The sequence below is a fragment of the Pontibacterium sp. genome (genome assembly GCF_041587635.1).
Lineage (GTDB): Bacteria > Pseudomonadota > Gammaproteobacteria > Pseudomonadales > Balneatricaceae > Pontibacterium.
In genome coordinates, this window is sequence record NZ_JBFGYC010000144.1 from 1 (window position 1) to 7,789 (window position 7,789).

The 7,789-nt window shown below is 53.5% G+C and carries 8 protein-coding genes; 7 read left to right on the plus strand and 1 reads right to left on the minus strand.

The genetic code is table 11. The annotated features are described in order from the left end of the window. The 5 genes from uraD to ABYW01_RS09160 all read left to right on the plus strand — a co-directional run. A partial coding sequence (uraD, locus tag ABYW01_RS09140; RefSeq protein ID WP_372832229.1) for a 2-oxo-4-hydroxy-4-carboxy-5-ureidoimidazoline decarboxylase occupies window positions 1-246 on the plus strand: 246 nt, incomplete at its 5' end. Between the two features lie 27 nt (window positions 247-273). Further along, on the plus strand, window positions 274-1,266 hold the full coding sequence (alc, locus tag ABYW01_RS09145) for an allantoicase (RefSeq protein WP_372832231.1): 993 nt from the start codon (window positions 274-276) through the stop codon (window positions 1,264-1,266). 7 nt (window positions 1,267-1,273) lie between these two features. Beyond that, window positions 1,274-1,777 carry an ureidoglycolate lyase gene (locus ABYW01_RS09150; RefSeq protein ID WP_372832233.1) on the plus strand — a complete coding sequence of 168 codons (504 nt, stop codon included), beginning with the start codon at window positions 1,274-1,276 and terminating at the stop codon, window positions 1,775-1,777. Window positions 1,778-1,856: 79 nt separating this feature from the next. Beyond that, window positions 1,857-3,035, plus strand: coding sequence for a urate hydroxylase PuuD (locus ABYW01_RS09155; RefSeq protein WP_372832235.1), 1,179 nt, complete (start codon window positions 1,857-1,859; stop codon window positions 3,033-3,035). A gap of 167 nt (window positions 3,036-3,202) precedes the next feature. Then, entirely contained in the window at window positions 3,203-3,829 is a 627-nt protein-coding gene (locus ABYW01_RS09160; protein WP_372832237.1) for a TetR/AcrR family transcriptional regulator, read from the plus strand. A gap of 106 nt (window positions 3,830-3,935) precedes the next feature. On the opposite strand, the gene ABYW01_RS09165 is transcribed toward ABYW01_RS09160, so the two are convergent. Beyond that, entirely contained in the window at window positions 3,936-4,373 is a 438-nt protein-coding gene (locus ABYW01_RS09165; RefSeq protein WP_372832239.1) for a heme-binding protein, read from the minus strand. A gap of 453 nt (window positions 4,374-4,826) precedes the next feature. Here ABYW01_RS09165 and pyk point away from each other — a divergent pair, with 453 nt between their 5' ends. Both pyk and ABYW01_RS09175 read left to right on the plus strand, forming a co-directional pair. Next, on the plus strand, window positions 4,827-6,254 hold the full coding sequence (gene pyk / locus ABYW01_RS09170) for a pyruvate kinase (RefSeq protein WP_372832241.1): 1,428 nt from the start codon (window positions 4,827-4,829) through the stop codon (window positions 6,252-6,254). Window positions 6,255-6,498: 244 nt separating this feature from the next. Next, on the plus strand, window positions 6,499-7,789 hold a 1,291-nt coding region (locus ABYW01_RS09175), incomplete at its 3' end, for a methyl-accepting chemotaxis protein (protein WP_372832243.1).

The following is a 7,789-nucleotide window of genomic DNA, read 5'->3' on the forward strand; positions in this document are numbered from 1 at the left end:
ACCTCCGAGCAGTCCGGTGCCGGTATCCACGAATGCACCGCTGAGGAGTTTGCACGCTTCACCGAACTGAACAACGCCTACAAAGAGAAGTTCCAGTTCCCGTTCATCATGGCGGTAAAAGGCAGCAACCGACACCAGATCCTGGCGGCGTTTGAGACCCGTATTCACAACAGTCCGGAGCAGGAGTTCAAAACCGCGCTTGAGCAGATCAACAAGATCGCTCTGTTCCGCCTGAACGATATGTAACCCAAATTCGAAGAAGAAAGATAAACCATGACAAATTCAGCAACTTTTCAAAAATACATCAACCTGGCGGATGCCCGTCTGGGTAGTGAAGTCATCTTTGTAACCGACGACTGGTTCGCCGACGCCAACCGCATGCTGCAGCCAACCGAAGCAGTATGGAAAGAAGGTGTATTCTACGACAACGGTAAGTGGATGGACGGCTGGGAATCCCGCCGTAAACGCCACGAAGGTTACGACTCCGCCGTTGTGCGCCTGGGGGTACCGGGTGTGATCAAAGGCGTGAACATCGATACCAAACATTTCACCGGAAACTTCCCACCGTCTGCATCCCTGGAAGCCTGCTTCTCTCCTAACGGCGATCCGGATGACAACGCAGAATGGACCGAAGTGCTGCCAGCGGTAAACCTGCAGGGTGACAGCGAACACCTGCACGCGATCAACGATGATCGTCCATGGACCCACCTGCGCTTTAATATCTTCCCGGACGGCGGTGTTGCACGTCTGCGTGTACACGGCCTGCCATACAAGAACTGGTCTGCGATGGATCCATCCGAAGAGATCGATCTGGCTGCATCCCTGAACGGCGCTCGCGCGCTGGCGTGCAGTGACGAACACTTCGGCACCATGAGCAACATCCTGAACCCGGGTCGCGGTATCAACATGGGTGACGGTTGGGAAACCGCACGCCGCCGTACACCAGGTAACGACTGGGTTATCGTGGCGTTGGGCCATCCGGGTGAAATCAGCCGCATCGTGGTCGACACCCTGCACTTCAAAGGTAACTACCCGGACAGCTGCTCTATCCAGGCGGCATACGTGAAAGGTGGTACCGACGACCAGATCGAAACCCAGAGCCTGTTCTGGAAAGAGTTGCTGCCCTCCCAGAAACTGGAGATGCATCAGGAACACGCGTTTGCGGAACAGATCAACGACATCGGTCCGATCACCCACGTGCGCCTGAACATCTTCCCGGATGGTGGTGTCAGCCGTCTGCGCCTGTTCGGCAAAGTAACGGATTGAGGCGGTTATGCAGATTATCCGCCCCCAACCGTTAACGGCTGAAGCTTTTGCCCCGTTTGGTGACGTGATCGAAACCCGCGACCGGGATTATTTCATGATCAACAACGGCTCAACACGGCGCTATCACAAGCTGGGCGCCGTGCAGCTGGGCACATCGGACGACAAGGCGATCATCAGCATTTTCCGTGCACAGGCACTGACGATGCCACTGACCGTCAAGATGATGGAGCGACACCCGATGGGCAGTCAGGCCTTTATTCCGCTGAAGGGTCATCCCTTTCTGGTATTGGTTGCCCCGGCGGGAGAGATCCCCTACCCGGGACAGCTGAAGGCATTTGTCACAGACGGTACTCAGGGCATCAACTACCACGCAGGCGTATGGCACCATCCGGTGCTGTGCTGCGCGCCAGAGGATGACTTTCTGGTGATCGACCGCGAGGGCGAAGGCAATAACTGTGATGAGTACTTTTTTGCGGACGAGACACACATCGTGCTTGATCCGAACCAATAAGACTCGAAACGAAACCTATAAAAATAATAACACTGACTTTTAAGAGTTTTTATAGTCAGATTTATATGAGGAGAAGACTATGGATCCCCATATCACCGAATGGCTTAACCTGGTTGTACGCTGGGCACATATGATCACCGGTGTCGCATGGATCGGCGCATCATTCTACTTCGTCTGGCTGGAAAACCATCTGGACCGCAGAAACCCACGCGATGGTCTGGCCGGCGACCTCTGGGCAATCCATGGTGGTGGTATCTACCATCTGGAGAAGTACAAGCTGGCGCCACCTAAGATGCCAGAGCAGCTGCACTGGTTTAAATGGGAGGCATACGCGACCTGGCTCACCGGTATGGTATTGCTGAGCGTGGTGTATTACCTGAACGCTGAGCTCTTCCTGATCGCCCCAGGCTCTGGCCTGAGTGCGACCACCGCGATCGCTATCGGTATTGCCAGCCTGATTGCGGGTTGGCTGATCTATGATCTGCTATGTGATTCCCCTCTGGGTAAGCAACCAGCACTGCTTGGGGCTGTCCTCTTTGTTCTGATCATCGGCGCAGCCTGGGGCTTATCTCAGGTGTTCAGTGGTCGCGGTGCATTCATCCACGTTGGTGCGATTATCGGCACCATCATGGTCGGCAACGTATTCCGCGTAATTATGCCGGCACAACGCGCTCTGGTCGCCGCGATTGAAGCAGGCAAGGAACCCGATCCAGCACTACCGGCAAAAGGTTTGCTGCGCTCACGCCACAACAACTACTTCACGCTGCCGGTCCTGTTCATCATGATCAGCAACCATTTCCCCAGCACATTCGGGAATGAGTTTAACTGGGCTGTTCTCGCGGGTCTGGCGGTACTGAGTGTATTAGTACGCCATTACTTCAATACCCGACACGTATCGCAGAAATTCGCCTGGACGCTTCCGGTTGCAGCCCTTGGCATGATCTGCCTGGCGTTCATTACCTCGCCGAAACAGGTGACCAGTGATGTTCAGAACGCCCAGGTCAGCATGCAGGTGGTGGAGAAGATCATTACCGAACGCTGCACGAGCTGTCACTCTGCAACCCCAAGCAGCACAATGTTTACCAGTGCGCCAGCCGGCGTCATGCTGGACAACTCCAGTCAAATTAAGACACTGGCCCCGCAGATTTATCTTCAAACCGTGGCCAGCAAAACGATGCCACTGGGCAACATGACGCAGATGACCCAGCAGGAACGTGACTTGATTGGGGCCTGGATACATCAGAGTCAATCCGAGTAAAAATTTGCACTTCCGTCGATGAATGCAAAGTGCTTTTCCGGACAGTTAACGCTGTCCGGTTTTTTCGTTTTCTGCCACCCGGTACACTGCAAGTATATTGAGACTCATCAATCAGCGGTGCTAACATTGCGCCCAACTGTTAAATCCCACCGGAGTGAAACGTCTAAATGGCCAAAATAAGGGAGCGCAATCGCGAACTGATTATCCAGGTAGCCAGCGAGTTTTTTGCCGATAAAGGCTTTGCCGCCACCAAGACAATCGACATTGCGAATAGCGCGGGCTTACCTAAGGCCAACATCTATTACTACTTTAAAACCAAGCAGAATCTCTATCGCAGTGTTTTAGAGAGCATCATCGAGCCGCTGTTGCAGTCCTCTGCCCCTTTTCACGAAAATGACGACCCCGCGACCGCGCTAGAGGAATACATCCGGGCGAAAATACGTATCTCGCAAACACACCCTCACGCATCAAAAGTATTTGCCAGTGAGATCATGCACGGCGCCCCCCACCTGCCTGAAGACATTTCAGCGCAGATGCTGGAACAGGCACAGCAGATGTGTGAACGTATACAAAGCTGGATCGATCAAGGTCTGATGACAGCCGTACCACCTCAGCACCTGCTGTTCACGATATGGGCCTCAACCCAAACCTACGCCGATTTTGATTGGCAGATCTCTCAGGTCACAGGGAAGGAAAAACTGGATCAGGACGATTATGATCAGGCAGCAGACCTGATCGTAAAGCTCGTCCTCAATGGGTGTGGTATCAGCACTGCGGAAAAAGAAACGGCATAACGCGCCGACGTGCCTGCCGAGTGCTCCATCACTTCAGCAGAATGTGTAAAGCTGATCTTAAGAAAACAGCGACTACCGTATTCAGGGTAGCCGCTGAAGAATCGAGTTAGGCCGCGACCGCATCCACGCACAGGCCCGCCGCCTCGACACCGAAGATAGCGCACTGCTCATCGATATCAGACGTGTCACCGCTAATACCAACTGCCCCCAGCACTTCACCCTCCGGTCCGCGAATCAGCACACCCCCCGCAACAGGGATTAAATTGCCTTGCGCCAGGGTATTCAGAGCCGATACGAACGACGGTCGCTGCTGCGCATCCTCCCCTAACGAGCGAGACGATTTTCCCATCGCAACGGCGCCCCAAGCTTTTGCTATCGCAATCTCCGGGCGCATCATGCTCGCGCCATCCTGACGCTGAAGCGAGATCAATTTTCCACCCGCATCCAGAATGGCCACACTCAAAGGGGACGCATTCAGCTCCTCACTCTTCTGAAACGCCTCGGTAGTGATACGCATGGATCTGTCGAGGTCTAGTCTACTCATGGTCTTACTCCGGTAATTTTTATTTGTGATTCGGCTAGTTGAGATATCGGGTGGCAAACGGGCTAATACATCCTAGTCGGGCCTAAAACCGGCCATTCCTCGCAGACATCCCGATGACTTCGTATACAAAATAGAAACTCAAAGGGATAAAAACCTGTCCACACACACCCCATAAATCAAGGGTTAGACTCTACTTTAAGATCAAACATACATATTTCTTGACCGGATAGTCAACTTATGACTACAATCATTTCGGTAAATTGTACACAATATAGAGCATAAAGTTTTCACAATATAAAACTCACCGACGCATCTCATTCGCAATAGACGATGCATTGGCAGGCAGTGAAGCGGCACATACCGCAACACGTTTTCAAGAGAGAGCAGCATTGCTAAGTACAACAAGCCAGCAGTAACGGTTTTCTAACCACCCCAGACAAGCGGACAAGTCCTATGAACAGATACAGAGCACACGACAAGAAAGTAAAAATCCTTGCCACACTGGGACCGGCGATCCAGTCGGAAAACGATGTGCGCGCTCTGGTCTTCAACGGCGCCAACCTGTTCCGTCTGAACTTTAGTCACGGTGACCATCAGGACCATGCCGAACGACTGAATTGGGTCCGCAACGTAGAACAAGAGCTGGGTACCTCGCTCGGTGTCCTGATGGATCTGCAGGGCCCGAAACTGCGTATCGGATGTTTTGCCGATGGACCGATTATGCTGGTGAAGGGGCAACGTTTTTATCTGGACCTGGACAGCACGCCTGGAGACAGCACGCGGGTAAACCTACCGCATCCTGAGATTATTCAGGCCCTGGAGGAACAGATGGAGCTCTTGCTGGATGATGGCAAGATCCGCCTGCGCGTGACCGCCAAAAACGGCACCTGCATCCGCACCGAAGTCCTTGTGGGTGGCGAGCTATCTGAACGAAAAGGTGTCAACGTACCGGAGGCGGTACTGAATCTGAGCCCTTTAACAACCAAAGATCGCCGCGACCTTAGTTTCGGCCTTGAGCTGGGTGTGGATTGGGTGGCCCTGTCATTTGTGCAGCGCCCGGAAGATATCATTGAAGCCCGGAAACTGATTCAGGGTAAAGCGTGCCTGATGTCCAAGATCGAAAAGCCTTCAGCGGTGGAGCATCTTGATCGGATCGTTGAGCTAAGCGATGCCATTATGGTGGCCCGTGGGGATCTTGGCGTTGAGCTGCCAGCCGAAACCATTCCGGCCATCCAAAAAAAGATCATTCAGACATGTCGTCACAACGGTAAACCTGTCGTGGTGGCCACCCAAATGCTTGAGTCCATGCGCTTTACACCCGCCCCAACCCGCGCCGAGGTCACGGATGTAGCCAACGCTGTGTATGAAGGTGCAGATGCAGTGATGCTCTCCGCAGAAACGGCCTCTGGCGCATTTCCGACAGAGTCGGTGAGCATGATGAGTAAGATTATCCGCAATATCGAATCAGACCCCGGATATCAGGCCCATCTGGATGTGAACCGACCGGTGCCAAACGCCACAGTTGAAGACGCGATTAGCTGCGCGATCCGCCGCGTGAGCGGGATTCTGGATGTTGCGGTACTGATCAACTTTACCAACTCCGGCGCCACAGGGTTACGAGCGGCACGCGAGCGTCCGAAAGCTCCGATTCTCAACCTGACCCCCAACCTCAGTACTGCGCGTAAGCTCACCCTGGCTTGGGGAATCTATTCGGTGGTCAGCCCTGAATTTGCCCAGCCGATCGAGATTACGCCAACCGCATTGGATGAAGCCAAACGCCTGAATATGGCCAGTCCCGGTGACCGAGTAGTGATTACCGCCGGCATACCGTTTGATCAACCGGGCAGCACCAATCTATTGCGGATAGAGACCGTGCAGTGAAAGACCTCTCCCCCCTTCCAGTGCATAGCTTTACGGCTCTTAAGCTCATCATTCTGTGAAGGTCCGCCTCCTGTCCAGAGGCACTCCCTGAGGCTTCAAGAATTTCTTGAAGCCTCTTTTTTAGATCGGCACAAGCTAAATGAGGGAAGTCGCAGCCTGCGAGTTCTTTAAATAAACAATAAAACCGCCCCTCCAGCACATTGTGGGGTCGGGCGCGCATACCCATACAATCCCGGAGCACTTGATGCTGAAGCTCAATATACGTCATAAAGTGGTGTTAACAACCGTCGCTGCTGTCGTGACAGCGATAGCAATCATCAGCGCGTTTTCCTTAGATTCGAGCCGCGAGATTATTCTTGAGGGCACTATTGAGAGGGAACTACCCGCGATACTCGGCGAGGTTGCCAACGACATCGACGCACAGCTGATCAGACCTATCACCATCGCTCAATCGATGGCTAATAATCCGGATTACGCTGACTTTATCGCTCAAGATGAACCACAAGATCATATCAGCGCCTTAACCAAATACCTTACCCAGATAAATCAGAGCTTTGATACTTTTACCGCGTTTCTGGTTTCCGCCAACACCGGTAGTTACTTCACCCCGGCGGGACGCTTCAAGGTGATCTCCCCGCTCGATGAGAAGGATCGCTGGTTCTACAACTTCATCGACAGCGGCAAACCCTTTGGTTTAAGTCTCGATGTAGACGAACAAACCAAAGTCCCGACGTTGTTTATCAATTACCGGATGCAGCAGAACGGGGAAACGATTGCGGTCACGGGTGTTGGCCTGACCCTTGAGAGCATGGCGAAAAGTATCGGTCAGTACAAAATCCGTGAGCAAGGTTCGATCTTCCTCGTCGACCAGAGCGGCATCATCAAGCTGCACAAAGACGCCACTTTTATCGGTAAACACATCAGCAGTCTGGGCAAGATCAACACCGACAAACTGTTCGCCGGGCTCCCATTCGCCACCAGCGAATTCCAGGAAACACTGTTGGCCAGTCGCTTCCTGCCACAGATCGGTTGGTATGTTGTGGCTCAGGTTCCAAGCGCCGAGGTATTTTCCGCCATCGATCAGGTCACCTGGGTGATTCTGGTGATGGGACTGGTGATCGCTCTGGTGTTCTTGCTGCTCAGTACTTGGATCATCAATCACCTGATCGCACCGATCGGCCAAGTCGCGGATGTATTGGAGGACATCGGCAAAGGCGGCAGCGACCTCACCCGCCGTTTAGACAACAGCAGACGAGACGAAACCGGCAAGATTGCCACCGGTTACAACAATTTCGTGGATTATCTCAGCGAACTGCTCAAGCAGATCTCCCGCACCGGTGACCGCCTCTACCAGGCGATCGAAGAGATCGACAGCCAGGCCAAATCCATGGAGCGGAAGATTGCGCAGCAGGCTCATGAGATCGAACAGGTCGCCACCGCGATCCATCAGATGGGGGTGACCGCCGAAGAGATCGCCAACAGCGCCAACCGGGCCGCAGACAACGCACACGTGGCTAATAGCGCCGTCCACGAGG